The sequence below is a fragment of the Paraburkholderia sp. BR10936 genome, from assembly GCF_040965735.1.
Lineage (GTDB): Bacteria > Pseudomonadota > Gammaproteobacteria > Burkholderiales > Burkholderiaceae > Paraburkholderia > Paraburkholderia nodosa_A.
In genome coordinates, this window is the sequence record NZ_JBFRCM010000009.1 from 115,034 (window position 1) to 137,734 (window position 22,701).

Annotated in this window: 17 protein-coding genes and 1 pseudogene; 10 read left to right on the plus strand and 8 right to left on the minus strand. The window is 66.3% G+C overall.

The window, feature by feature from the left end; translation table 11 throughout:
- Window positions 1-245 precede the first annotated feature (245 nt).
- From AB4Y36_RS19995 to purT, 4 genes are all read right to left on the minus strand, one after another.
- Window positions 246-1,682 carry an aldehyde dehydrogenase family protein gene (locus AB4Y36_RS19995; protein ID WP_368683908.1) on the minus strand — a complete coding sequence of 479 codons (1,437 nt, stop codon included), beginning with the start codon at window positions 1,680-1,682 and terminating at the stop codon, window positions 246-248.
- Between the two features lie 24 nt (window positions 1,683-1,706).
- On the minus strand, window positions 1,707-3,353 hold the full coding sequence (locus AB4Y36_RS20000) for an acetolactate synthase large subunit (RefSeq protein WP_069265347.1): 1,647 nt from the start codon (window positions 3,351-3,353) through the stop codon (window positions 1,707-1,709).
- Window positions 3,354-3,467: 114 nt separating this feature from the next.
- Window positions 3,468-3,854: an MliC family protein gene (locus AB4Y36_RS20005; protein WP_368683909.1), complete on the minus strand. Its 387-nt coding sequence runs from the start codon at window positions 3,852-3,854 to the stop codon at window positions 3,468-3,470.
- A 50-nt stretch (window positions 3,855-3,904) separates the two neighbouring features.
- A complete protein-coding gene (gene purT, locus AB4Y36_RS20010; protein ID WP_069265349.1) occupies window positions 3,905-5,128 on the minus strand; it encodes a formate-dependent phosphoribosylglycinamide formyltransferase in 1,224 nt (407 codons plus the stop codon).
- A gap of 319 nt (window positions 5,129-5,447) precedes the next feature.
- Here purT and AB4Y36_RS20015 point away from each other — a divergent pair, with 319 nt between their 5' ends.
- Window positions 5,448-6,008, plus strand: a complete 561-nt coding sequence (locus AB4Y36_RS20015; RefSeq protein WP_368683976.1) for an META domain-containing protein — start codon at window positions 5,448-5,450, stop codon at window positions 6,006-6,008.
- Window positions 6,009-6,219: 211 nt separating this feature from the next.
- Window positions 6,220-10,560: a DNA translocase FtsK gene (locus AB4Y36_RS20020; RefSeq protein ID WP_368683910.1), complete on the plus strand. Its 4,341-nt coding sequence runs from the start codon at window positions 6,220-6,222 to the stop codon at window positions 10,558-10,560.
- 43 nt (window positions 10,561-10,603) lie between these two features.
- On the opposite strand, the gene AB4Y36_RS20025 is transcribed toward AB4Y36_RS20020, so the two are convergent.
- Window positions 10,604-11,761, minus strand: coding sequence for a lactonase family protein (locus tag AB4Y36_RS20025; protein WP_368683911.1), 1,158 nt, complete (start codon window positions 11,759-11,761; stop codon window positions 10,604-10,606).
- 385 nt (window positions 11,762-12,146) lie between these two features.
- Between AB4Y36_RS20025 and AB4Y36_RS20030 the strand changes: the two genes are divergently transcribed.
- The 3 genes and pseudogenes from AB4Y36_RS20030 to AB4Y36_RS20040 form a co-directional block, all read left to right on the plus strand.
- Window positions 12,147-12,296, plus strand: a complete 150-nt coding sequence (locus tag AB4Y36_RS20030; protein ID WP_081771773.1) for a DUF3096 domain-containing protein — start codon at window positions 12,147-12,149, stop codon at window positions 12,294-12,296.
- Between the two features lie 176 nt (window positions 12,297-12,472).
- A complete protein-coding gene (locus tag AB4Y36_RS20035) occupies window positions 12,473-14,335 on the plus strand; it encodes a glycoside hydrolase family 15 protein (RefSeq protein WP_368607073.1) in 1,863 nt (620 codons plus the stop codon).
- A gap of 306 nt (window positions 14,336-14,641) precedes the next feature.
- Window positions 14,642-15,877, plus strand: a pseudogene (locus AB4Y36_RS20040) (polyhydroxyalkanoate depolymerase); the annotation flags it as partial.
- Between the two features lie 203 nt (window positions 15,878-16,080).
- Here the strand turns inward: AB4Y36_RS20040 and AB4Y36_RS20045 are convergent.
- Window positions 16,081-16,713 (minus strand): TetR family transcriptional regulator, encoded by a 633-nt coding sequence (locus AB4Y36_RS20045; RefSeq protein WP_069265354.1) that lies wholly within the window; start codon window positions 16,711-16,713, stop codon window positions 16,081-16,083.
- A 443-nt stretch (window positions 16,714-17,156) separates the two neighbouring features.
- Here AB4Y36_RS20045 and rsxB point away from each other — a divergent pair, with 443 nt between their 5' ends.
- From rsxB to AB4Y36_RS20060, 3 genes are all read left to right on the plus strand, one after another.
- Complete coding sequence (gene rsxB, locus AB4Y36_RS20050) at window positions 17,157-18,008, plus strand: electron transport complex subunit RsxB (RefSeq protein ID WP_069265355.1); 852 nt, start codon at window positions 17,157-17,159, stop codon at window positions 18,006-18,008.
- 35 nt (window positions 18,009-18,043) lie between these two features.
- Window positions 18,044-18,688 (plus strand): endonuclease III, encoded by a 645-nt coding sequence (nth, locus tag AB4Y36_RS20055; RefSeq protein ID WP_133181992.1) that lies wholly within the window; start codon window positions 18,044-18,046, stop codon window positions 18,686-18,688.
- A gap of 93 nt (window positions 18,689-18,781) precedes the next feature.
- Window positions 18,782-19,216: a DUF1841 family protein gene (locus tag AB4Y36_RS20060; protein WP_368607076.1), complete on the plus strand. Its 435-nt coding sequence runs from the start codon at window positions 18,782-18,784 to the stop codon at window positions 19,214-19,216.
- A gap of 161 nt (window positions 19,217-19,377) precedes the next feature.
- On the opposite strand, the gene AB4Y36_RS20065 is transcribed toward AB4Y36_RS20060, so the two are convergent.
- Both AB4Y36_RS20065 and AB4Y36_RS20070 read right to left on the minus strand, forming a co-directional pair.
- The gene (locus tag AB4Y36_RS20065; RefSeq protein ID WP_141710702.1) at window positions 19,378-19,752 is read right to left on the minus strand and encodes a cytochrome c; all 375 of its coding nucleotides are present in this window, start codon (window positions 19,750-19,752) and stop codon (window positions 19,378-19,380) included.
- A gap of 39 nt (window positions 19,753-19,791) precedes the next feature.
- On the minus strand, window positions 19,792-20,157 hold the full coding sequence (locus tag AB4Y36_RS20070; RefSeq protein ID WP_069265359.1) for a c-type cytochrome: 366 nt from the start codon (window positions 20,155-20,157) through the stop codon (window positions 19,792-19,794).
- Between the two features lie 418 nt (window positions 20,158-20,575).
- Between AB4Y36_RS20070 and AB4Y36_RS20075 the strand changes: the two genes are divergently transcribed.
- Both AB4Y36_RS20075 and AB4Y36_RS20080 read left to right on the plus strand, forming a co-directional pair.
- Complete coding sequence (locus AB4Y36_RS20075) at window positions 20,576-21,427, plus strand: MoxR family ATPase (RefSeq protein WP_254319055.1); 852 nt, start codon at window positions 20,576-20,578, stop codon at window positions 21,425-21,427.
- Window positions 21,428-21,461: 34 nt separating this feature from the next.
- Window positions 21,462-22,634 (plus strand): VWA domain-containing protein, encoded by a 1,173-nt coding sequence (locus AB4Y36_RS20080; RefSeq protein ID WP_133181986.1) that lies wholly within the window; start codon window positions 21,462-21,464, stop codon window positions 22,632-22,634.
- Window positions 22,635-22,701: the final 67 nt, after the last annotated feature.

Genomic DNA, 22,701 nt, shown 5'->3' on the forward strand with positions numbered 1-22,701 from the left:
GCAAGCCTCGGGGCGGCTTGCTGCGTGCTTGCTGCGTGCTTGCTGCCCGCTTGCTGCGTGCCTGCTGCCGGCGTTCTGCCCCCCTCTGCGGCAGGCGCAAAGGGCCGAAAGGCCGGTATTGTAGCACCTTGGCATAAATCCCTATGGCAGCGGGCCATGCGTTCTGCAACATGGCGCACGGGAAATCCCCGCGCGCCATGCGGCGCAGAATCGCACCCTTTTTTCGCCAGCCCGCTGCACCCTGCTCACCACGTCTCGCGCATCACCATCAGCCGCAGTTCGGTCATATCCTCGATCGCGTAGCGCACCCCCTCGCGCCCGAGGCCCGAGTCCTTCACGCCGCCGTACGGCATGTTATCGACGCGAAATGACGGAATGTCGTTGATCACCACGCCGCCCACGTCGAGCCCGTCCCACGCGCGATGCGCGTTGGCGAGCGAATCCGTGAAGACGCCCGCCTGCAGGCCGAAATCGCTGTCGTTGACGATGTCGAGCGCTTTGCCGAAGTCGTCGAAACGCTCGAGGATCGCGACCGGCCCGAACGCCTCCTTGCGGTAGAGGTCGGTGTCGCGGCGCACGTCTTCGAGCAGCGTGGCCTCGAACATCGCGCCGTCCACCTTGCCGCCCGCGACGATCTTCGCCCCCGCGAGCACCGCGCTCTCCATCCAGCCCGCCAGACGCTTCGACTCGGATTCGGAGATCATCGGCCCGACGAAGGTTGTCTCGTCCTTCGGGTCGCCCATCTTGAGCGTCTTGACCTTGGCGATGAGCTTGTCGCGCAGCGTCTCGTAGATCGACGCGTGCACGAGAATGCGCTGCACGCCGATGCAGCTCTGCCCCGACTGGTAGTACGCGCCGAACGCCAGCCGGTCGACGACGTAGTCGAGCTTGCCGCCCTGATCGCCGTCGACGATAGCCGCCGCATTGCCGCCCAGCTCCAGCACCACCTTCTTCTTGCCGGCCTTCTTCTTGAGGTCCCAGCCCACCGCGGGCGAGCCCGTGAACGAAAGCAGCTTGAAGCGCTCGTCGGTGGTGAAGAGGTCGGCGCCGTCGCGGTGCGCGGGCAGGATCGAGAACGCACCCTTGGGCAGGTCGGTTTCCGCCAGCACCTCGCCGATGATGAGCGCCCCCACCGGCGTGCGGCTCGCGGGCTTCAGCACGAACGGCACGCCCGCGGCGAGCGCCGGCGCGACCTTGTGCGCCGCCAGATTGAGCGGGAAATTGAACGGCGAGATGAACGAGCACGGTCCGATCGGCACACGCTTCACGTAGCCGTGATAGCCCTTCGCGCGCGCCGAAATCTCGAGATTGACGATCTCGCCGTCGATGCGCACGCTCTCTTCGGCGGCCACGCGGAACGTGTCGATCAGGCGCGTGGCCTCGCCGCGCGAGTCGTTGATCGGCTTGCCCGCCTCGATGCACAGCGCCATCGCCAGCTCATCGAAGCGCTCGCGAAAGCGCGCCACGCAATGATCGATCACGGCCTGGCGCTTGTACGGCGGGAACGCACGCATGGCGGGCATGGCGGCTTCGGCTGCCGCGATGGCTTTGTCGATCGCCTTCGCGTCGGCGAGCGCGACCCGCGTGGCGACTTCGCCGCTGTATTTGTCGGTGACCTCGAGGTCGGTGTTGGCGGCGACGGCCTCGTTGGCCAGATAGTATGGATAAGTCGGTTTGAGCATGACGGGTTCTCCGTAAGTGCGGCGTCAAAGTTGCGCGCTCAGGCGCTTGATGTCGCGATTGAGCACGCGCTCGTTGTCCGAATAGTCGATGGGCACGTCGATCACATGCACGCCCGGCTGCGCGAGGCACTGCTCGACGAGCGGCTTGAGTTCGTCCGCCGAGCCCACGCGATGGCCATGCGCGCCATAGCTCTGCGCATAGTCGACGAAATCGGGGTTCTGCAGCGTCATCCCGTAATCGGGGAAATTCATGTTTTCCTGCTTCCAGCGGATCATGCCGAACGCGTCGTCGCGCAACAGCAGCACGACGAGATCGAGCTTCAGGCGCACCGCCGTCTCCAGTTCCTGCGAATTCATCATGAAGCCGCCGTCGCCGCAGACCGCCACGACCTTGCGCTGCGGATGCACGATCTTCGTGGCGATGGCCGAGGGCAGCCCCGCGCCCATCGAGGCGAGCGCGTTGTCGAGCAGGATCGAGTTGGGCTCACGTGCGCGGTAGTAGCGCGCGAACCAGATCTTGTACATGCCGTTGTCGAGACACAGGATGCCGTCGTCGGGCATCGCGCCGTACACGTCGTGCACGAGCCGCACCGGGTACATGGGAAAGCGCTCGTCGTGCTGGCCTTTGGCGAGATGCGCCTCGAAATGGCGCTTGATCTCCTCGAAGCGCGCGAAGTCCCACGCGTGCTCGCGCGGTTTCAGGCTCTCCTTGAGCTGCCACACGGCGTTGGCGATGTCGCCCACCACCTCGATCTGCGGGAAATACACGGGGTCGACTTCCGCGCCGAGAAAATTCACGTGGATGACGGTTTTTTCTTCCGCGCTGCGCATGAAGAACGGCGGCTTTTCGATCACGTCGTGGCCGACGTTGATGATGCAGTCGGCGTGCTCGATCGCGCGGTGCACGAAGTCGCCGTCCGACAGCGTGGCGTTGCCGAGCCAGAGCGGATGCGACTCGTCGATCACGCCCTTGCCCATCTGCGTGGTGAAAAACGGGATGCCGGTTTCGTCGACGAATTCGCGCAGCACGTTGCGCGTGGTCTTGCGATTGCCCCCCGCGCCGATCATGAGAAGCGGATGACGCGCCTTGCAGATCGCCCCGACCGCGTGCGCGACGGCCTTTTCCTCGGCCACGGGCCGGCGGCTGAAGCTCTTGGGAATGGGCTTGCCGTCGCCCTCTTCGTCGGCCACGTCTTCGGGCAGCTCGAGATGCACGGCGCCGGGCCGCTCCTGCTCGGCCTGGCGAAACGCCTCGCGCACGAGCGCCGGAATGTTGCCGATGGAGACGATCTGACGCGCGTACTTGGTGAGCGGCTCCATCATGCGCACCACGTCGACGATCTGGAAGTGGCCCTGCTTGCTCGACTTGATGGGCTTCTGGCCCGTGACCATCAGCATGGGCATGCCGCCGAGCTGCGCGTAGGCCGCGGCCGTCACGAAGTTGGTCGCGCCGGGTCCGAGCGTGGCCAGACACACGCCGGTGCGCCCCGTCAGCCGTCCGTAAGTGGCGGCCATGAAGCCCGCGGCCTGCTCGTGGCGCGTGACGATCAGACGAATCTTCGAGCGCCGCAGCGATTCGAGCAGATCGAGGTTCTCTTCCCCTGGAATACCGAACACATACTCGACGCCTTCTGCTTCGAGCGCCTTCACGAACAGATCCGATGCTTTCATCGACCACCTCGCTGGCAAGAGCGTGGCCGGCGCGCGGGCGGCAGCCGGCCTTCGCGAACAGGCCGTCAGGTTACTACCGCGAGGCGCAATGCGTCGTGAAGCGTGCGTTCGGCGTCAGCGCATGAGCGTCGCGCAGCCCGAGAGCACCGGCTTCGGACTCGCGTCGGAGGTGACGTCGTAGAGATCGGCGCCGGGTCCCTTGGTCCACCACGTGTAGCGGTCGGCGACGTACTTCACGCCCGAAGCCGCGATCACGCCGACGAAAAGGAGCTTGCGGCCTTTCACCGGCACGAGCGCGAAGCTCTGGCCGTTGGCCGCGTTCAGATAGGTGACCTTGAAGGTCTTGCTGTTGGCGCAGGTGTAGCTGAACGTGTGGCGCGACTGCACCTGGATGTCACGTACTTCGAGCGGGGCCGCCGCGTTCGCCGCGCTCACGTGGAGCGCGGCGGCGAGACCGCACGCTGCCGCCAACCGGATTGCACCGCTTCGAGCATCGATCATCGTGTTCTCCGTGGGTTGCGTTGGCGCCGCGCTATACGCTCACTGCGCGCTCACTGCGCAGCGTCGCCCGGCACGGGGCGCACCGCCGCAGCCGCCTCGCGAGCGCGCGAGCGGGCCTCGTCGGTGTCGGCGCCCGTGGCGAGCGCAACACCCATGCGGCGCTTCACGAAGCTCTCGGGCTTGCCGAACAGGCGCAGGTCCGCGCCCGGCACGGCCAGCGCCTGCGCCACGCCTTCGAATGCGATGCCGCGTGCGTCCATGCCGCCGTAGATCACGGCCGAGGCGCCCGGACCGCGCGCCGTCGTATCGACGGGCAGGCCGAGAATCGCGCGCGCATGCAGTTCGAACTCGGAGAAGCGCTGCGACGCGAGCGTGACGAGCCCCGTGTCGTGCGGGCGCGGGCTCACCTCCGAGAACCACACCTCGTCGCCGCGCACGAACAGCTCGACGCCGAAGAGACCGCGGCCGCCCAGCGCCTCGGTCACCTTGTGCGAGATTTCGCGCGAGCGCTCGAGCGCCTTCGCGCTCATCGGCTGCGGCTGCCACGATTCGACGTAGTCGCCGTCCACCTGGAGGTGGCCGATCGGATCGCAGAAATAGGTTTGCACCTGGCCGCTCGCCGGGTCGATGGCGCGCACGGTGAGCTGCGTGATTTCATAGTCGAAGTTGATGAAGCCCTCGACGATCACGCGACCGCGATTCACGCGGCCGCCCGCGAGCGCATAGTCCCAGGCGCGCTCGACATCGGCGTCGCTGCGCACGACCGATTGCCCCTTGCCCGACGACGACATCACCGGCTTCACCACGCACGGATAGCCGACCTTGGCGACGCCCGCCTTCAGCTCGTCGAGCGAGTCGGCGAACGCGTAAGGCGAGGTGGCGAGGCCGAGCTCCTCGGCGGCGAGGCGGCGAATGCCCTCGCGGTTCATCGTGAGCTGCGCGGCGCGCGCGGTGGGGATCACCTCGGCGACACCCTCGGCCTCGACGGCGGCGAGCGCGTCGGTGGCGATCGCTTCGATTTCGGGCACGACGAGATGCGGGCGTTCGGCGTCGATGAGCGCGCGCAGCGCCTTGGGATCGGCCATGTCGATCACGTGCGCGCGATGGGCGACCTGATGGCCGGGCGCGTTTTCGTAACGATCGACGGCGATCACCTCAACGCCGAGACGTTGCAGCGCGATGATCACTTCCTTGCCAAGCTCGCCCGCGCCGAGCAGCATGACACGGGTGGCGGAAGCGGAAAGCGGCGTGCCGATGCGGGGGCGGGTTTGCATGATGTCTCCAGAATGACGGTATGGCGCAAATGCGTAAGAGCGCCGATGTTAACACGCGGCCCTGCCGCGGCGCGGCGCTTTGGCGCGTCGGCGGCCGCCCGCTTCCAGCACGGCGCACGCACGTTTGCGCTCGCATGCTGCAGCGCGGTGCGTTACGCTTACGCCTTCGTCGATTACGAGGAACGATGCGATGCCTATTAGCCAGACGGCGAGCCAGACGCCGATCCAGGCACCGAGCCAGAGCCCGCGCATGACCATGCGCCAGCGCCTGCGCCCTGCCCGAGGCGAATTCGCGCGAAAGCTGGCCTCGCGCACGGCGATGCTCGCTGCGGCCCTGCTTGTGTGCGCGTGCAAGCTGCCCGTGCACACGGACGCCTCCGCGCCGCTGCCCGATCCATTCAACCCCGCCACGACGCAGCTGCTCGACAACACGCACTGGCAGCTCGTGGAATGGAAGCGCGCCGACGGCACGATGCGCGCCCTGCCGGGCGGCCACGCCGATGCCGGCAACATCGAAAACCCCGACGCTCGCCCCATTACGCTCGACCTCTCGACCGAGAGCGGCCAACGCCGCGCAAGCGGCTTTTCGGGCTGCAACCGCTATTTCGGCGCCTATACGCTCAAGAACGGCCTGCTCTCGTTCGGCCAGCTCGGCGGCACGCGCATGGCGTGCATCGGCGCGGGCGGCGATATCGAGGGCGCTTATCTGGAAGCGCTCTCGCATATCGCGCGCTCCGGCGTGCAGATGCGCCATCCGCAATCGCTCTTTCTCGTGCTCGAAAACGGCGACCGCCTGACGTTCGCCGAGCAGGGCGCCGAACCGGGCACGGGCCCGGCCGCGACGCCCGGCGCCGCCTCCGACGCCAAACCGGCGCAGTGAACGCTGCGCGCATGAGCCGCCGCGCCCTTGCCCGGCGCGGCGCTTTTTTTGTTGCGCGCGAACCAAACCGGCGCGCGCCGGGTCTTTGGCGTGTCAGGCGCGCAACGCCTGCCATGCCGCACGCAACACCGCCCTCAAGTGGATGGCGGCGCGCAGGGGCCGAGCGGTTACACTCCACACGTCGCACACCTTCTCTACGAACATCTTCGGCATGCACACGGTAGTTCCTGGCTGGTTCGGCGTTTCGGCCGTCTGGTTCATCCCCCTGATCTGGCGTCTCGTCAAGTCCGTGCTGCCGGGCGGCGCGGGCTTGCGCGGCCCTGGCACGATCCGCCTATGGCTCGGCTTCGTCGGCGTGCTCCTGGCGAGCTGCGTGCTCGAGGCGACGCTCATCGACATCGCCGGGTTCAACGCACTCGGCCACGCGCTTTCGGGCGGGCTCGGCAAGCTCATCGGCCACGTGGCCGCGCCGCTCGCGATGACGGCGCTTCTCCTCGTGAGCTTGCCGTGGCTGCTCGACTTCCATTGGCGCGAATTCCTCGCGTGGGCGGATATTTCGCTCGGACTCGGCCTGAACATCCGCGCCGCGCGTGACACTGACGACAGCCCGCACCGCGAACGCCGCAGCCGCCGCGCCGCAGCCGAAGAGGGACTGCCCGCACATGGCGCCGCTACCTTCAATCCGCCGATGCCTGGCGACGGCGCGCGGCGCAAACGACCGACGATCTGGCGCCCGCCGGCGCGTGACGCGCGCGAGGGTCGCGATAACCCGCGCGCAGCCGGTGCCATGGCTGCGGGACCTGGCGCAGCGTCGGCCGCTGCAACCGCACAGGACGCGTTTGCCGATGCCGGGTCGTGGCGCGCCGAACCGGGCTTCCGTGGTCCCGCCGATTCCGCCGCGGCGTGGGCGCGCACCGAACCGACCGCGACCGCCGACTGGCTGCGCGGCACGCGTGCGCCGGGGCAAACGCCGCCTGCGGGTGCGTCGCGAGCCCCGATGGAGCCGCCGCGCGCGCCGTTGCAGCCAGCAGCCGCGCCGCTCGGCGACGGGCGCCGCCAGCCGGTGCGCGGTGCGAGCGCAGTGCAGGACGTGGCGCCTGCGCAAGGGGTGCAGGGCATCCCTGCGCAGCCGAATGCCCCGTGGCGGACGCAGACGCCTCAAACGCGACCGGCCATGGCCGCCGCGATGACGGGCGCGGCAGCGCGCACGGCTTCGTCTTCCGCGGTGGTGCACGGTGCGCCGCTCGCGGCCGGTGCCGCCGCAGCCGCCGCCGCCGCGCGCAGTGCCGCGTTCGGCGCGACACCGCCACCGCCCGATCCGCTGACTTCGCCGTTCGCACAACCCGTCCTGCCGCGCCGCACGGCGCCGCCGCCTGCGGCAGGCAACACAGCCGCGCGCGCCGCGGCCGCCGCACCGCCGCGCGTCGCGAAGCCACCGAAACCCTACGTCTGGCAAGGGCAGCCCGCGCGCGTGAACCCTCGCCCGCCCATGAGTGCGCCGCGCACGGCGCCGTTCGGCACGCATCCAGCCGAAACGCCGCCCGCGACGCCCGCCTACTCGCGCCTCGCGCCCACCAGCACACCGCAGGCGCAGGCGCCGCTCTCGACGAGCGTGCTCGAAACATTGCGCTCGATCGAAGAGAACGCCGCGCGCTGGACCACTCTCGCCGGCGCGAGCCTCGCACGCCGCACCCTGGACGAAGCGGGTACGCTCGGGGGCGAGGAACACACGCACGCGCAATTCCCGAGCGCATCGCCGGACATCGCGACGGCGGCGCTGCCGGTGATGCCTTCGGCCGCGTCGCTGGAAACGACGTCCGCTCCGGTCGCGCTGTCGGACGGCGACTACCTTTCGCCAAACCCGGCTGGGCAATCGTTCGTGGAAATGCACGCCTCGCCGCAACCGGGCGACACGACGCCGGGCGCGACACCCGCTGCCCCCTACCCTGCCGCGCCTCAGAACACAGCATCGTCCGAGCCGAATTCGGCCAGCGTCGGCTACATGGCTGCGCCGACTGCCTGGCAACCGATTGCTGAGCACGTGGACGAAGCCACGCAAGGCGCCTCGAACGAGGAGACGCGCATCGAGCCGGTGCAAGCTGCGATGGAGGAAGCCGCAACGCCTTCGACGTGGCCGACACTGGATCACGGCATGCCGTGGATCCTGCTCGACGACGAACCGTCGGCTGCCGCCCCCGCCGAGACGCACACTGCCGAACCGTTCTTCACGTTCAGCCCGTCGACGGTGCAGGAGCAGGTGCGTGCGCCTGCGCCCGCAGCGGCTTCTCCCGTTGTGGCACCGGCGCCAGTGTCAGTGCCCGCAGCGACGCAAACGCCGGTCGCGGCAGAGGCGCAGGCCGAGCAACCCGCTCCGACCGAAGCCCACGCTGCGCACGAAGCACACGACCCGCTCGACACAGCGGCCGCGTCGAACATCGTGCACTCCCCCCGCATCGCTCCCGAGACGCAGCCCGACGCCGCCGCGACGCCTGCACATGTCGCGCCGACGGTTACGCATGCGGCTCCCGCGACGCCGTTCGACGCAGCGCCTTCGCCGGTGGCAGAGCAGAAGGCGAGCGAGTCTTTCGCGCCCGTCGCGCACAGCGAATCCGCCAGCGTCGATGCATACCCCGCGTCGATGGATGAAGCGCAAGGGGTTGCGAACGAAACGGCTGAAGCGTTGCCGGCACCTGACGCGCCGGCAACTCAAGCAACGCCTTTTGACGCGACGCCCCTGTCCGCAGTGCAAGCGCCGGCACCCGCACCCGCAGCAACGCCGCCGTGGGTTGCCGAAACGCCGAAGCAAAGCTGTCCTGCACCGGCCGAGGCCACGCTCACGCCGACTCCCTCGCAGCCCGCGACGCCGGTTGCGACCCCACTCGCGGCGCCCTACCCCGCCATCGCGACCGAACCCGGCGCGGCGAGCCCCGACTTCGAGTCCGCACCCGAAGCAATCGAAGCCATAGAAGCCCCCGAGGCGGTCGAAGCTCCCGAGCCCGCAGTCCAGCGCGCTCCCGTGCGCGGCCACGCGCCCACGTCCTTCGTGTTCGAGCCGCTCAGCGCATCGGCGGTCGAACTGCCGGGGCTCGATCTGCTCGAGCGCGCATCGTCCGAGATCGAGCCCGTCTCCGAGCAGAAGCTCGCCGAAACGAGCCAGCTCATCGAGCAGCGTCTTCAGGAGTTCAAGGTCCCCGTGACCGTGGTCGGCGCCTCGGCGGGCCCGGTCATCACGCGCTTCGAAGTGGAACCCGCGCTCGGCGTGCGCGGCAGCCAGATCGTCGGCTTGATGAAGGATCTCTCGCGCGGCCTCGGCCTCACGTCGATCCGCGTGGTCGAAACGATTCCCGGCAAGACCTGCATGGGCCTCGAATTGCCGAACGCCCGCCGCCAGATGATCCGCCTCTCGGAAATCCTCGAATCGGCGCCGTACCACCGCTCGCAGTCGAAGCTCACGATCGCGATGGGCAAGGACATCGTCGGCCATCCGATCGTCACCGATCTCGCCAAGGCGCCGCACATGCTCGTGGCGGGCACGACCGGTTCGGGCAAGTCGGTCGCGATCAACGCGATGATCCTCTCGCTGCTCTACAAGGCGACACCCGAGGACGTGCGGCTCATCATGATCGACCCGAAGATGCTCGAGCTTTCCGTGTACGAAGGCATTCCGCATCTGCTCGCGCCGGTCGTGACCGACATGAAGCTCGCCGCCAACGCGCTCAACTGGTGCGTGGGCGAGATGGAGAAGCGCTACCGGCTGATGTCGGCGGTGGGCGTGCGCAATCTCGCGGGCTTCAACCAGAAGATCCGCGACGCGCAAGCCCAGGAAAAGAAGATCGGCAACCCGTTCTCGCTCACGCCCGAAGCCCCCGAGCCGCTCTCGCCGCTGCCGATGATCGTGGTCGTGATCGACGAGCTCGCCGACCTCATGATGGTTGCGGGCAAGAAGATCGAAGAATTGATCGCGCGTCTCGCACAGAAGGCGCGCGCCGCCGGCATCCACCTGATCCTCGCGACGCAGCGTCCTTCGGTGGACGTCATCACGGGTCTCATCAAGGCGAATATTCCGACGCGGGTGGCGTTCCAGGTGTCATCGAAGATCGACTCGCGCACGATTCTCGACCAGATGGGCGCCGAGTCGCTGCTCGGCCAGGGCGACATGCTGTTCCTGCCGCCGGGCACGGGCTACCCGCAGCGCGTGCACGGCGCGTTCGTCGCCGACGAGGAAGTGCACGCGGTCGTGGAGTATCTGAAGCAGTTCGGCGAGCCCGAGTACGTCGAAGGCATTCTCGACGGCCCGGCGGCCGAAGGCGCGCCGCAGGACCTGTTCGGCGACTCGCCCGACGCCGAAGCCGATCCGCTCTACGACGAGGCCGTCGCATTCGTCGTGCGCACGCGGCGCGCGTCGATCTCGTCGGTGCAGCGGCAACTGCGCATCGGCTACAACCGCGCCGCGCGTCTGGTCGAGCAGATGGAAACCGCGGGACTCGTTTCGCCGATGGGCATCAACGGCAGCCGCGAAGTGCTCGTGCCGGGCGGCGGCCAGGGCGAATAAGCAGGAAGGCGCGCCTCGCGCCTTCTTTCGTCATCTCAAGCCGTTACTGCGCAACGAACTTGAAATCGACCGGCGAGCCGATATCGATGCGCTTCGGATTCGGCTCGAGCAAACCCGTCTGCTGATCGCGGCGGAACACGTAGGCGGTATCGCTGTTCTGGTTGCCGACGACGAGCCACTGCCCGGTCGGATCGATCGCGAACTCGCGCGGCGACTTGCCGAGGCTCGACTGGCGCCCCACGCGCTTGAGCTTGCCGCTCTCGCCATCGACGGCGAAGATCGAGATGTCGTTGGCGTCACCGCGATTGGAAACGTAGAGGAACTTGCCGTCCGGCGAAAGATGGAGCGCCGCCGCGCCCTGCGTTCCCTCGAAGCCCGGCTCCGCCAGCTTCTCCACTTGTTCCAGCTTCATGTGGCCATCGTGATACGCAAACACCGTCACGGTGGCGGCCAGCTCACTCGTGAGATACGCGTGACGGCCGTCATTGCCGAAGATCAGATGACGCGGACCGCTGCCCGACTTCACATCGGTATAACGCCATTCGGTCGGGCTCACCAGGCCGCGGCTGCCGTCCGGCGTATAGAGATAGGTCCAGAGCTTGTCGGTGCCGAGATCCTGGGTGAAGAGATAGCGCCCATCCGGCGAAAACACCGTCGAGTGCACGTGCGCATTGTCCTGACGCCCCTTCACGGGGCCGCCGCCCTCGTGGTGCACGGTCAGCACGGACTCGCCCAGCTTGCCGTCCTGCTGCACGGGCAGGACGGCGAAGCTGCCGCCCGGGTCGGCCGCAACCGAGTAGTTCGCCACGAAGAGGTAGCGCCCATCCGGCGAGAGGCTCAGGTAGCACGGATCGTTGCCCTGCGCCGACACCTTGTCGAGAAACGTGAGCTGACCGCTTGCGGCATCGAAGCCGAACGCACTCACGTCGCCGCGCAAGCTGGCAGGACCGTTGTCGCCCGGTAGCTCGTTGACTGCGTAGACGAAGCGGTTGTCCTTGCTCACCACGAGAAACGACGGGTTCACCGTCTTCGCCACGCTGACCGGCTGCATGTCGCCCGTCTGCGTATCGAAGTGATAGACGTAGAGGCCCTCGCTCTTGCCGCCCGTATAGGTGCCGACGATCAGGTTGTAGACACCGCCCGCGGGCGCGGTCGTGGAAGCGGATTGCGCGAACGCATGCGTCGCGGCGACGGAAGCCATGATGACAACACCTTTGACGAGCTGGGTAAGGAGATGCGCGGGTCGGCCCTCAGTCCGGCGCGATCGGGAAAGGCTACCTGAACGGGCAGATAAGTGGGCCGATGAGCGGGAGGGCGTAGGCACGGCGTTTGCGGCGGCACGGCGAAGGAACATGTCGACCTCCTTTTTCTTGTCGATGCAGGGGAGCGGGTCGGCCCTCGTCGCAATGCCGACCGTATTCGCCCCGCTTTCGTCTGATACGTGGGACACCGGCCCAGTATAGGAGAGGTCGCGAGCGCCCGCCCCGCAAGCGCGCAGCGGCAAGTCCGGGCCAAAATCGAAGCAGCAACAAGCAACAAAGGCATCCACGCCAAGGTTCGAAACCCGCCGCAACCAGGGAGCCGTCATGAACATTCACGTCGCCATCGGGCCGCTCGTCGCGCTCATCGCAGGCATTCTGATTCTCGCCGTGCCGCGTCTGCTCAATTACATCGTCGCGCTGTATCTGATCATCATCGGGGTCATCGGGCTATTCGGCGTGGGCGGGCATCTGTGACGCGCTCAGGTCGCGCTCGACGGCGTTTGTTGACACAGGCGAGATGAGTATTTGCGCGTGCTGCTGCGCAAAACGCATTGCGCAGGCGGCCCCGCTGCCACTACTCTTGTGCGTGCATGCCGCACCGCTGCGGCAAGCGGCTTTCGTTTTCGAGCAACGCTGTCAATCTGCTTACTATGCCCGCACCCATTGAAGACTACGCATTGATCGGCGACGGCCACACGGCCGCGCTCGTTTCCCGCGCCGGATCCATCGACTGGCTCTGCTGGCCGCGCTTCGACTCCGGCGCCTGCTTTGCCGCCCTCCTCGGCACCGAAGAAAACGGCCGCTGGCTGATCGCGCCCGCGCAGCCCGAAGAGGGCGCGAAAGTCGAGATCAAGACCACGCGCCGTTATCGCGGCGACACGCTGATCCTCGAAACCGACTTCGAAACACCCGAAGGCGCGGTGACGCTCATCGATTTCATGCCGCCCGGCAACGGCTGGTCGGAACTCGTGCGCATCGTCGTGGGCCGGCGCGGCACCGTGCGCATGGAAAGCCAGCTCGTGCTGCGCTTCGACTATGGCTTTTCGGTGCCATGGGTGAGCCGCCTCACTTACGAGAGCGGCATCAAGGCCACGGTGGGCCCGGACACGGTCGTGCTGCGCACGCCCGTGGACCTCCAGGGCGAGAACATGCACACAGTGGCGCAGTTCGACGTGAAGGAAGGCGAGCGCGTGCCGTTCTCGCTTTCGTATGCGGCCTCGCACCTGCGTCTGCCGCCGCCGCGCGACCCGTTCACGGCGCTCGCGCGCACCGAAAACTTCTGGACCGAATGGGCCTCACGCAGCACCGTGGAAGGCCGCTGGGCCGAACCCATCCGCCGCTCGCTCATCACGCTCAAGGCGCTGGCCTACGAGCCCACCGGCGGCATCGTCGCGGCACCCACCACGTCGCTGCCCGAGCAGCTGGGCGGCACGCGCAACTGGGACTACCGCTACTGCTGGCTGCGCGACGCGACCATCACGCTGCTCGCGATGATGCGCGGCGGCTACTACGACGAAGCCCGCGCCTGGCGCGCCTGGCTGGGCCGTGTGATGGCGGGCTCGCCCTCGCAGTTGCAGATCATGTACGGGCTGGCCGGCGAGCGCCGCCTGCCCGAATTCGAACTCGACTGGCTGCCCGGCTACGAAGGCGCGAAACCGGTGCGCGTGGGCAACAACGCGGTCGGCCAGCTGCAGCTCGACGTCTACGGCGAAGTGATGAACGCGCTGCACCTCGCGCGCGTGGGCGGCTTGCAGGCCGACGACACCGCATGGTCGATCCAATGCGCGATGCTCGAACACCTCGAGACGATCTGGACCGAGCCCGACGAGGGCATCTGGGAAACGCGCGGGGGCCGCCAGCATTTCACGTTCTCGAAGGTGATGGCGTGGGTCGCCTTCGACCGCGCGATCAAGTCGGCGGAAAAATTCGAACTGCCGGGGCCGCTCGATCACTGGCGCGAACTGCGCTCGACGATCCACGCGACCATTTGCGAGCGCAGCTTCGACAAGGATCTGAATTCCTTCACGCAGATCTACGGCGGCACCGATCTCGATGCGAGCCTGCTGCTCATGCCGCTGGTCGGCTTCCTGCCCGCGGCGGATCCGCGCATCGCCGGCACGGTCGCGGCGATCGAGCGCGATCTGATGTGTGAAGGTTTTGTGATGCGCTACCGCACCACCGAATTCAACGATGGACTGCCGCCCGGGGAAGGCACCTTCCTTGCGTGCAGCTTCTGGATGGTCGACAACCTGGCCCTGCAAGGCCGCATGGACGACGCACGCCACATGTACGAGCGCCTGCTTTCGCTCGCCAACGACGTGGGATTGCTCGCCGAGGAATATGACCCCATTGCGGGGCGCCTCGTCGGCAACTTCCCGCAGGCGTTCTCGCATGTGGCGCTCGTGCATACGGGCCTGAACCTCATGCGGCACGAACAGGAAATGGCGAAGGAGACGGGGCACCCCGCAGTCGGCGGCGCGTCGGCCGAGCCAGCTGTTGCATCCGCATCGTAAATGTTCGAAAGCGCCTGGACGTTTTCGCGAGCTGGGGTACACTAGGGATGCTGCGTTGCACAACAGCCGGGCAAAAACAAGGCCGCCCGCGCCGCCTGGCAACGGGGCAAAACGCGTGTACCGCCTTGCAGCGCGCTTGCAGCCACGAGCTGCGAACGAATGCGGGTCCGCTCGCGCTAAAGCCCTCCGGGCGGCGGCCGATATACAACCTGACTGACCGACCAACCTTGCCGGCCCGCATCTGCTCCGCGCCTCAACCGCGCGCGACCCGGGTGCGAACCGCTCCTTGAAGATGCCGGAGCGCCCATGCTCTATCAAATCCGTGAATTCCAGCGCGCGTTGCTCAGCCCGCTGACCGCCTGGGCCCAGGCCGCCTCGAAATCGTTCTCGAATCCGACGAGCCCGTTTTCACTCGTGCCGGGCGCCACGCGCTTCGCCGCAGGCTACGAACTGCTCTATCGCCTGGGCAAGGACTACGAGAAGCCCGAGTTCAACCTTCGCCAGATCGTGAAGGATGGCTTCAATATTCCGATCGTCGAGCAGACCATCATCGAGAAGCCGTTTTGCCGCCTGCTGCGCTTCAAGCGCTACGCCGACGACACCGGCGCCGTGGCCGCGCTCAAGGACGAGCCGGCCGTGCTCGTGTGCGCGCCGCTCTCCGGCCACCACGCCACGCTCCTGCGCGACACCGTGCGCACGCTGTTGCAGGACCACAAGGTGTACATCACCGACTGGGTCGACGCGCGCATGGTGCCGCTCGAAGCCGGTCCGTTCCATCTCGACGACTACGTTGCGTATATCCAGGAATTCATCCGCCATATCGGCGCGAAGAATCTGCATGTGCTGTCGGTTTGCCAGCCTACGGTGCCCGTGCTCGCGGCCATCTCGCTGATGGCGAGCCGCGGCGAGGACACCCCGCTCACGATGACGATGATGGGCGGCCCGATCGACGCGCGCCGCAGCCCGACCGCCGTCAACTCGCTCGCCACCGAACACTCGCTCGACTGGTTTGCGAACAACGTGATCCATCCCGTGCCGGCGAACTATCCGGGCGAAGGCCGCGAGGTGTATCCGGGCTTCCTGCAGCACGCGGGTTTCGTCGCGATGAATCCGGGCCGTCACACCACGGCGCACTGGGACTTCTACAAGAGCCTGCTGCGCGGCGACGAAGAGGACGCCGAAGCACATCGCCAGTTCTACGACGAATACAACGCGGTGCTCGACATGGCCGCCGAGTATTACCTCGAGACCATCCGCACCGTATTCCAGGAGTTCAGTCTCGCTGAAGGCACGTGGGACGTAGCCGGCGAACGCGTGCGTCCGCAGGACATTCACGACACGGCGCTCTTCACGATCGAAGGTGAGCTCGACGACATTTCGGGCGCGGGCCAGACGCGCGCCGCGCACGATCTGTGCACGGGCATTCCCGAGGCAAACAAGCATCATCTGACTGCCGAAAAATGCGGCCACTATGGCATCTTCTCGGGCCGCCGCTGGCGCACGATCATTTATCCGCAACTGCGCGATTTCATCCGCCAGCACCAGCAGCCCGCCGCCCACACGAGCAAGGAAGCGTCTGCCCGCGGCCGCTCGGCACAGGGCGCTGTCGCCTGACGAAGGCTTGCGCTTCACTCGAGCGCACGCAATCCGCACCGGCAGCAGAATCCGCGCGCCGTCCCAGGACGGCGCGTGGCGTTTGTGGAGCGTGAATCGGCTTTGCGAATTTGCCGCGCGCGAGTCGTGCGCTATTTGCGCATGAGATACGCGAGCAGCATCTCCGTGTTGAGCTGAATGACTTCCGCGCGTTCGGCAGTCGTGCTGAAGTCTCGACCGAGCGTGGCGTTGAGCGTGTAGCGGTTAGAGACGATGTAGTAGCCCATGCCCGAAAGCGTCACATAGAGTCGCAACGGGTCGATGCTCGGGCGGAATAGTCCTGCGGATTCACCGCGCGTGAGAATCGAACCGAGCGTCGCCACGATCGGCGAGATCATCTCGCGAATTCGTGTGGACTTCTGCATATATCGCGCCTCGTGCAGATTCTCGTTGTTCACGAGCCGCAGCAGTTCGGGATTGTCGCGATAGTAGTCCCACACGAAATGCGCGAGCCGCGTGATCGCCTCGACGGGTGCGAGCCCCGAAAGATCGAGGGCGCGCTCGGCTTCATTGAGCGCGCCGAATGCGTGCTCGAGGACCGCCGTGAAGAGTTGCTCCTTGCTGCCGAAGTAGTAATAGAGCATGCGCTCATTGGTTTCGGCGCGTCGCGCGATCTGGTCGACGCGTGCGCCGAACAGGCCGCCATTGGCGAATTCTTCCGCGGCGGCGAGCAGAATGCGGCGGCGTGTGCCTTCAGGATCTCTTTTGATTTTTGGCTGATTCATGGTGGCAGGATCTCGTTAAGCCGCGTTGTCCGGTTTACGCTGTCGGGCAATACTGCGCCGGGCCTCTCCTCGCCCTGGTATCGACAACGTTGTGCGGGGCGCGCCAGGTTAATGGACAGACACCCTCCGACCTACGGTCTTGCGTTCCTTCTTGTTTGTTTGATGTCGTTGCGAGCCGACATCGTCCTTCCCCCTGTCTGCCTCTTGCGAAGCACGTTCCTGCCGTGCCCGACATGTACCGCTTACGTCTATTGATTTCCCCTGGACTGCACGGTGCTTCGCATTAAGCGCTTTGATTATGGCACATGGCCCGCCGATGGCAATGCGGGAAATCGGCGATAATGCAGGCTTTGGCGCTGTGCGTGTGCGCCCCTTGAGGCCAGCTGCGAAACCCTGCGCGCCCAAGGTCATGCCACCGCCCGCCCCGCCCCGATGTAGCGAACGTGAACGATCCCAAAACACTCGCAGATCGCATCGAAGATCTGCTGCCCCAGACCCAATGCACGAAGTGCGGCTATGACGGCTGCCGGCCCTATGCCGAAGCGGTCGCCGCCGGCACCGCCAACTACAACCAGTGCCCGCCCGGCGGCCTGGAAGGCGTTGAGCGCCTCGCGACACTGCTCGGCAAACCCGTCATCCCGATCAATCCGGACAACGGCGTGGAGCGTCCACGTCCGGTGGCGTTCATCGACGAACAACTGTGCATCGGTTGCACGCTGTGCATGCAGGCGTGTCCCGTCGACGCGATCGTGGGTGCGCCAAAACAGATGCACACCATCGTCAAGGATCTGTGCACGGGTTGCGACCTGTGCGTCGCGCCCTGCCCGGTCGACTGCATCGCAATGATTCCCGTTACGGGCGACGCGACCGGCTGGGACGCATGGACGCAGCAGCAGGCCGACGAAGCCCGCGTGCGCCATGACCGGCGCGCCGCGCGCCAGGCCGCCGAACGCAATGCAGCCGAGGCGCGTGCCGCCGCGCGCCGCGCCGCCACGAGCGCGCCGCAGGCCCAGGCAGCGCAGGACGCCGCTGTGCAAGCGAGCGCCACGCCATCCGCGAGCGCCCCCGCCGACGACGCCGAAGCGAAGAAGAAAGCGATCATCCAGGCTGCGCTCGAACGTGCGCGCCGCAAGAAGGCGGAACTGGCCGAACAGGGTGTGGGACCGCGCAACGTCGAACACGTGAGCGCCGATGTGCAGGCGCAGATCGATGCCGCAGAAGCGCGCCGCAAACGTATCGGTATCGAGTCGAATACATCGGACTCGTCGACTGACGACGACAAATCCGCGCGATAGCGCTCCGCAACGCAAAGGCCCCACGCACAACGAGCATGAATGCCACCAAGCGCCGCGCCATCTACGAAACGCTGCAAAGCCTCAATCCGCATCCCACTACCGAGCTGGAATTCAACACGCCGTTCGAACTCCTGATCGCCGTGATGCTTTCCGCGCAGGCCACCGACGTTTCGGTGAACAAGGCCATGCGCCGGATGTTTCCGGTCGCCAACACGCCGGAAACGGTGCTCGCGCTGGGCGAAGAAGGGGTGGCCGATTACATCAAGACGATCGGCCTTTATCGCACCAAGGCCAAGAACGTCATTGCGACGTGCCGCATTCTCATCGAGCAATACGGCAGCGAAGTGCCACCCACGCGCGAGGCGCTCGAAGCCCTCCCCGGCGTTGGGCGCAAGACTGCCAACGTCGTGCTCAACACGGCCTTCGGTCAGCCGACCATCGCCGTCGACACACATATCTTTCGGGTTGCGAACCGAACGGGACTCGCGCCCGGCAAGGACGTGCGCGCCGTCGAAACCGCGCTCGAAAAATTCACGCCGCCCGAGTTCCTCCAGGACGCGCATCACTGGCTCATCCTCCATGGCCGCTATGTGTGCAAGGCGCGCCGGCCCGAATGCTGGCATTGCGTGATCGAGCCGCTGTGCGAGTTCAAGCCGAAGACGCCGCCGCCTGAGCTCTGAGCGAGCGCAGGCGCCCGGGCGTAAAATGATCGATTCAGGCGTCGCAACACGACGCTGCACGATGTAGCGCCCCACCCATACGACCGACTCACGATGTTCAATCCCAGCCGCGACGAAGTCCGCCGCTTTTTCACCGAGACCTGGCGCAAACAGCGCGCGGGCGAAATCCTCACGCCGCTAGAGGCGATCGCCGCCGACTGGATCGTCGAGCACCCCGAATATCACACCGAACTCGCCGACGCCGATGCGGCCGCCGCGCAGGATTACTCGCCCGAGCGCGGCCAGAGCAATCCGTTCCTGCATCTGTCGATGCATCTCGCGATCAGCGAGCAGCTTTCGATCGACCAGCCGCCCGGCATTCGCGCCGCGCACGACCGGCTCGCCGCACGCCTCGGCTCCACGCACGATGCGCAGCACGCGATCATGGAGTGCCTCGGCGAAACGATCTGGGAAGCGCAACGCACGAACACGCCACCCGACACCGACGCCTATCTCATGCGCATCGAGCGCCGCGCTTCTCGCGATTGAATCGCGATTGAAGCGCGATTCAATCCCGGCTGAATCGCAACTGAAAGCGCGACGCAGGCAAACGCCACCGCAAAAAAACACCCCGCGAACGCCTCGCCGCAAACGAGGCCCACGCGGGGTGTTTCACATGATGCGGCACGCATGGCGCGCCGCGCTCACGCTTACTTCTTGTTGACGAGGTCGCCGCCGAGCGACTCGATGTACGCGGCGAGATCTTTCATATCGCTCTGCGAAAGGCTCTGCACCTGCGCCTGCATGATCGCATTGTTGCGGCCGAGGTGCGGATTGCTCGTACCCATCTGGTACTGGCGCAGCGCCCAGTAGATATAGTCGGCGTGCTGGCCGGCGAGCTTCGGATATTCGGGGCTCACGGGCTTGTTCAGGCCCGGGCCGTGACAGGCCGCGCAGTTGTGGCTGTCGGCGAGGACCTTGCCGTTGGAGGCATCGGCCGCGTATGCGGGATTGAGCGCGAGCGCGGCGGCCAGTGCGAGCCCGGCGCCCGCGAGCTTGATGGTTGCACCGGCAAACGAAGGCATAGCCGTGTAGGGCTTGTTCATGGGTTCTCCACCTGCCGGTTATTTATTCGGATTGTCTTTCGACGCGGCCGTTTGCGACGCATAGTAGGCCGCGATGTCGGCGATGTCCTGTTCGGTGAGCGAGGACGCGATCGCGTGCATCGTCTCGAAATGCCGGTCGCCCTTCTTGTAGGCGAGCAACGCGTTCATGATGTACTGCGCGTTCTGGCCGCCCAGAATGGGCACGTGGTAGACCTCGGGGTAAGCGGTGCGGTAGTCGGGAATACCATGACAGCCGATACACATCGCCACCTTGTCCTGACCCGCCTTCGCGTTGCCCACGATGTCCGCGTGAGCCGTGACCGCGAAGCACGCCAGCATGGTGATTGCGCCCGTGATGACGTGCTTGCCGACAATTTTTTTCATAGCATCCAACCTGGCTTGAGGGGATTCGAACGCCCGAACCGCAGGCCACGGCCTGCGCCGCATTACTGCTGTTTTACTTTTGGGGTCGCCGTGCAGGCCGAAAAAAATCGGTCCGAGTATACCGCGACGCCGCGCCGCCCGTCCACCGGCCGCGCCACGCCTGGCGGGCCTCGGAGCGCATCGCGAGGCCCCGCGACGGGCCCGCGGCGGCCACGCAGCGCCCTGTCGCGCGGCCTCGCCCGCAGACAACCCGGAGGAACCCTGGCACGCGCAACGGACCCGCCGCGCGCCGTCGCGAGGCGGCTGACGGCCCTAGCGACCGTGCCCCAAAGTGCGGACCCAACGATACGCGGTGGCGCGCCGACGCAACACCCCATCTGACTTATACTGGGCTTTTTTCCCAGCGAGCGGATTCACCATGCGCGCCACGCGTTTCGAAGGCTCATCGCAGTACGTCGCCACCGACGACCTCAAGCTCGCGGTCAACGCCGCGATCACGCTGAAACGCCCCCTGCTCATCAAGGGCGAGCCCGGCACGGGCAAGACCATGCTGGCCGAAGAAGTGGCCGCGGCGCTGGGTATGCCGCTCATGCAGTGGCACATCAAGTCCACCACCAAGGCGCAGCAAGGGCTCTACGAGTACGACGCGGTCTCGCGCCTGCGCGACTCGCAGCTCGGTGACGAACGCGTGAAGGACATCGCCAACTACATCGTGAAAGGCGTGCTGTGGCAGGCGTTCGAGTCGGACGAGCAAAGCGTGCTGCTGATCGACGAAATCGACAAGGCCGATATCGAGTTCCCGAACGACCTGTTGCGCGAACTCGACCGCATGGAGTTCTACGTCTACGAGACGCGCCAGCTCATCAAGGCGAAACAGCGTCCGCTCGTCATCATCACGTCGAACAACGAGAAGGAGCTGCCCGACGCTTTCCTGCGCCGCTGCTTCTTTCACTACATCAGCTTTCCCGATCCGGCGACGATGCAACGTATCGTCGAGGTGCACTATCCGGGCATCCGCAAGGAACTGCTCAACGCGGCCATGGAAAGCTTCTTCGAACTGCGCAACGTCGCGGGCCTGAAGAAGAAGCCTTCAACTTCGGAACTGCTCGACTGGCTCAAGCTCCTGCTCGCCGAAGAGATTCCGCCCTCGGCGCTGCGCGCGGTCGACGGCTCGAAGTCCATGCCGCCGCTCGCCGGCGCGCTACTCAAGAACGAGCAGGACATGACGCTGTTCGAGCGCCTCATCTACATGAACCGCCACAACCGTTGACCGGGAAACCGCGCGCGAAAGCCGGAGACACCGCATGCTGATCGACTTCTTCTACACGCTGCGCGACGCGAAGCTGCCGGTTTCCGTGAAGGAGTACCTCACGCTCGTCGAAGCGCTCAAGGCGCGCGTGATCGCGCCCTCGCTCGACGACTTCTACTATCTCGCGCGCATGACGCTCGTGAAAGACGAGCAGTACTTCGACCGCTTCGATCAGGCGTTCGGCGCGTATTTTCGCGGCATCGAGAAGAAGTCGGAACTGGCCTTCGAGATCCCCGAAGACTGGCTCAAGAAGCGACTGGAGCGCGACTTCACGCCCGAACAGCGCGCGCAGATCGAGGCGATGGGCGGCCTCGACAAGCTCATGGAGCGCCTCAAAGAGCTGTTCGAAGAACAGAAGGAGCGTCACGAGGGCGGCAGCAAGTGGATCGGCACGGGCGGCACGTCGCCCTTCGGCCACGGCGGCTATAACCCCGAAGGCATCCGCATCGGCGGCGAAGGCGGCCAGCGCAGCGCCGTGAAAGTGTGGGACGCGCGCGCGTACCGCGACTACGACGACCAGGTCGAAATCGGCACGCGCAACATCAAGGTCGCGTTGCGGCGCCTGCGCCGCTTCGCGCGCGAAGGCGCGGCGGAAGAACTCGACCTCGGCGACACGATCCGCAGCACCGCCGCGAACGCGGGCTGGCTCGACCTCAAGATGGTGCCGGAGCGCCACAACAACGTGAAAGTGCTGATGCTGCTCGACGTGGGCGGCTCGATGGACGATCACATCAAGCGCACCGAGGAGCTGTTCTCGGCTGCCAAGGCCGAGTTCAAGCATCTCGAGTTCTATTACTTCCACAACTGCGTGTACGACCACCTGTGGAAGAACAACCGCCGCCGCCACGCCGAGCGCACGCCCACGTGGGACCTGCTGCACAAGTTCACACCCGACTACAAGCTCATTTTCGTGGGCGACGCCACCATGAGCCCGTACGAGGTGCTGCAGCCGGGCGGCTCGGTCGAGTACAACAACCCCGAAGCGGGCGCCGTGTGGCTGCGCCGCCTCGCCGACCAGTTCCCGCATTTCGCCTGGCTCAACCCCGAGCCCGAGCGACTATGGGAGTACCGCCAGTCGGTGTCGATCATCCGCGAGATCCTCGGCCACCGCATGTACCCGCTCACCGTCGCCGGGCTCGAAACGGCCATGCGCGTGCTGAGCAAATAGGCGCCAGCACTCCCGCCCTTTCCGCTTGTTCGAGGCGGCGCGTGCCTGAGGTGTGTTCAGGCCGCGC

Coding starts and splice junctions, on each gene's coding strand:
- AB4Y36_RS19995 (WP_368683908.1), bottom strand. CDS start 1,682: ATGCTCAAACCGACTTATCCATACTATCTGGCCAACGAGGCCGTCGCC.
- AB4Y36_RS20000 (WP_069265347.1), bottom strand. CDS start 3,353: ATGAAAGCATCGGATCTGTTCGTGAAGGCGCTCGAAGCAGAAGGCGTC.
- AB4Y36_RS20005 (WP_368683909.1), bottom strand. CDS start 3,854: ATGATCGATGCTCGAAGCGGTGCAATCCGGTTGGCGGCAGCGTGCGGT.
- purT (WP_069265349.1), bottom strand. CDS start 5,128: ATGCAAACCCGCCCCCGCATCGGCACGCCGCTTTCCGCTTCCGCCACC.
- AB4Y36_RS20015 (WP_368683976.1), top strand. CDS start 5,448: ATGCTCGCTGCGGCCCTGCTTGTGTGCGCGTGCAAGCTGCCCGTGCAC.
- AB4Y36_RS20020 (WP_368683910.1), top strand. CDS start 6,220: ATGCACACGGTAGTTCCTGGCTGGTTCGGCGTTTCGGCCGTCTGGTTC.
- AB4Y36_RS20025 (WP_368683911.1), bottom strand. CDS start 11,761: ATGGCTTCCGTCGCCGCGACGCATGCGTTCGCGCAATCCGCTTCCACG.
- AB4Y36_RS20030 (WP_081771773.1), top strand. CDS start 12,147: ATGAACATTCACGTCGCCATCGGGCCGCTCGTCGCGCTCATCGCAGGC.
- AB4Y36_RS20035 (WP_368607073.1), top strand. CDS start 12,473: ATGCCCGCACCCATTGAAGACTACGCATTGATCGGCGACGGCCACACG.
- AB4Y36_RS20045 (WP_069265354.1), bottom strand. CDS start 16,713: ATGAATCAGCCAAAAATCAAAAGAGATCCTGAAGGCACACGCCGCCGC.
- nth (WP_133181992.1), top strand. CDS start 18,044: ATGAATGCCACCAAGCGCCGCGCCATCTACGAAACGCTGCAAAGCCTC.
- AB4Y36_RS20060 (WP_368607076.1), top strand. CDS start 18,782: ATGTTCAATCCCAGCCGCGACGAAGTCCGCCGCTTTTTCACCGAGACC.
- AB4Y36_RS20065 (WP_141710702.1), bottom strand. CDS start 19,752: ATGCCTTCGTTTGCCGGTGCAACCATCAAGCTCGCGGGCGCCGGGCTC.
- AB4Y36_RS20070 (WP_069265359.1), bottom strand. CDS start 20,157: ATGAAAAAAATTGTCGGCAAGCACGTCATCACGGGCGCAATCACCATG.
- AB4Y36_RS20075 (WP_254319055.1), top strand. CDS start 20,576: ATGCGCGCCACGCGTTTCGAAGGCTCATCGCAGTACGTCGCCACCGAC.
- AB4Y36_RS20080 (WP_133181986.1), top strand. CDS start 21,462: ATGCTGATCGACTTCTTCTACACGCTGCGCGACGCGAAGCTGCCGGTT.